The 2,457-nt window shown below is 75.2% G+C and carries 3 protein-coding genes; 2 read left to right on the top strand and 1 reads right to left on the bottom strand.

What is annotated here, in order from left to right; all coding sequences use genetic code 11:
• On the bottom strand, positions 1-251 hold a 251-nt coding region (locus tag ABEB16_RS19575), incomplete at its 3' end, for a BlaI/MecI/CopY family transcriptional regulator (RefSeq protein ID WP_345713878.1).
• Positions 252-386: 135 nt separating this feature from the next.
• Between ABEB16_RS19575 and ABEB16_RS19570 the strand changes: the two genes are divergently transcribed.
• Positions 387-1,856 (top strand): cytochrome ubiquinol oxidase subunit I, encoded by a 1,470-nt coding sequence (locus tag ABEB16_RS19570; protein WP_345713877.1) that lies wholly within the window; start codon positions 387-389, stop codon positions 1,854-1,856.
• A 49-nt stretch (positions 1,857-1,905) separates the two neighbouring features.
• On the top strand, positions 1,906-2,457 hold a 552-nt coding region (cydB, locus tag ABEB16_RS19565; protein ID WP_345713876.1), incomplete at its 3' end, for a cytochrome d ubiquinol oxidase subunit II.

Here is a 2,457-nt window from a genome sequence, read left to right as displayed (position 1 = left end):
GCGGCGTCGCGGCTGGCGCCGTCGGTGGCGCCCAGGGCCTCCAGCATCAGGGCGGCCGTCATCTCCTCGCGCGTCTGCACGGGGGCGTAGCGGTAGGCGCGGTCGGCGCGCTCCTGGCGGACGACGCCCTTGCGGGCCAGGCGGTCCAGCACGGTCATGACGGTGGTGTAGGCGAGGTCGCGGCTGGGGGCGAGGCGCTCGTGGACCTGCCGGACGGTGAGGGCCCCGCCGGCCTCCCACAGCTGCGCCATCACGTCGCGCTCGAGCTCGCCCAGGCCTGCCACCCCGGCACCGTAACGCACCTCACCCGCCCCCTACGAGTTCCGTCGTACTACCGGGCGTAGTATCTACGACAGAAGGTCGTAGACGAGTGGGGAGGAACCCCGGTGACCCTCGACGTGCTGGACCTGACGCGCCTGCAGTTCGCGGTCGTGACGATCTACCACTACCTGTTCGTGCCGCTGTCGATCAGCCTCGCCGCCGCGACCGCCGGCCTGCACACCGCCTGGCTGCGCACCGGCCGCGACGAGCTGCGCCGCCTCACCCTGCTCGTCGGCAAGCTGCTCCTCGTGACGTTCGCCGTCGGCGTCGTCACCGGCCTGGTGCAGGAGTTCCAGTTCGGCATGGCGTGGAGCGCGTTCGCCCGGTTCTACGGCGACGTGTTCGGGCCCACCCTCGCCATCGAGGGGATGCTGGCGTTCTTCCTGGAGGCGACGTTCCTCGGGCTGTGGTTCTTCGGCTGGGACCGGCTGCCGCGCCTGGTGCACCTGGCGACCATCTGGGTCGTCGCCGTCGGCACCCTGATCTCCGCGTTCGTCATCCTCGCCGCCAACAGCTTCATGCAGAACCCCGTCGCCTACGCCCTCGACCCGGACACCGGCCGGGCCCGGCTCACCAGCTTCCGCGAGCTGCTGCTCAACGAGGTCAACCTCGCCGCCTTCCCGCACACGATGTCCGGTGCCGCGATGTGCGGCGGCGCCCTGCTGCTCGCCATCGGCGCGTGGCGGCGCTGGGTGCGCCCCGGGGCGGCCGACACCGCCGAACTGGCCGCGTTCGGCCTGCTGGCCCGCGTCGGCGCCTGGACGACCCTCGCCGGCGGCGCCCTCACCGCCGCCACCGGCGACGTGCTGGGCAAGGTCGTGGCGCACGTGCAGCCGATGAAGATGGCCGCCGCCGAGGCGCTCTACGACACCACCGCCGGCGCGCCGTTCTCCGTGCTCGCCCTCGGCCGCCCCAGCGAGCGCGAACCGTTCCTCAGCGTCGAGATCCCCCGCCTGCTGTCGTTCCTGGTGGGCGGCAGCCCGGACGCCACGGTGCAGGGCATCGACGACCTGCAGGCGCGGTACGTCGAGCAGTTCGGGCCCGGGAACTACGTGCCGGTCGTCCCGGTGGCGTTCTGGAGCTTCCGCGCGATGATCGGCGCCGGGGTGCTGGCCGCCGCGCTGGCGCTGGCCTACCTGTGGCTGACCCGCCGCGGCCGCGAGCTCACCCCGCAGCGCCCGGCGCCGCGCTGGCTGCTGCGGGCGGTCCCCGTGCTGCCGCTGCTGCCGGCCGCGGCGAACTCCGCCGGCTGGGTGTTCACCGAGACGGGCCGCCAGCCGTGGCTCGCGTTCGGCATCTCCCGCACCGCCGACGGCATCTCCCCCGGCCTCACCGCCGCCGAGGCGCTCGTGTCGCTGCTGGCGTTCACCGCCGTCTACGGCGTCGTCCTGGTGGTGTGGTTGCGGCTGGTGGCCTCCCTCGCCCGCCGCGGCCTGCCACCGGCCGCCGCCGCCGGCCCGCCCGCCGCCGGGTCCCCGCAGCGCGACCCCGCCGCCCGCCCCGACCCGGCCGCGGACCTCGCGCCCACCTACTGACCACCGCTCCGACCGCCCGTTCCGACAGCCGTTCCCGCAGGAGGATCCCGTGGACCTCGTCCTCACCTGGTTCGCCCTCGTCGTGCTGTGCTGGGTGCTGTTCTGCGTGCTGGAGGGTTTCGACTTCGGCGTCGGCGTCCTCGCGCCGGTCCTGGGCCGCGGCGACCACGAGCGCGGCGCGGCCGTCCGCACCATCGGGCCGTTCTGGGACGGCAACGAGGTGTGGCTCGTCGCCGCCGTCGGCGTCACCTACGCCGCGTTCCCCGACTGGTACGCGGCGCTGCTGTCCGGGCTGTACCTGCCCGTCGCGCTGCTGCTGCTGCTGCTCGCCGGGCGCGGCGTGGCGCTGGAGTTCCGCGCCAAGGGCGAGGGGGCGCGCTGGCGCCGCCGCTGCGACGTCTGGCTCGCGGTGTGCTCGGCGGGCGCGGTCGCGGTGCTCGGCGCGCTGCTGTCGGTGTTCGTCACCGGCCTGCCGCTGGACGCCGGCGGGGAGGTGCGGGCCGCGCCCGGGCTGGCCGGTGCGCTGCGCCGCAGCGTCGACCCGGTGCTCACGCCGCCGGCGGCGGCCGGCGCGCTGCTCGCCCTGCTGGCCGCGGCCCTG

The organism is Kineococcus glutinatus, from assembly GCF_039542765.1.
GTDB classification, from domain to species: Bacteria; Actinomycetota; Actinomycetes; order Actinomycetales; family Kineococcaceae; genus Kineococcus_A; species Kineococcus_A glutinatus.
The sequence above is the reverse complement of the archived record's forward strand: the minus strand, read 5'-3'. Positions and strand labels throughout refer to the sequence as shown.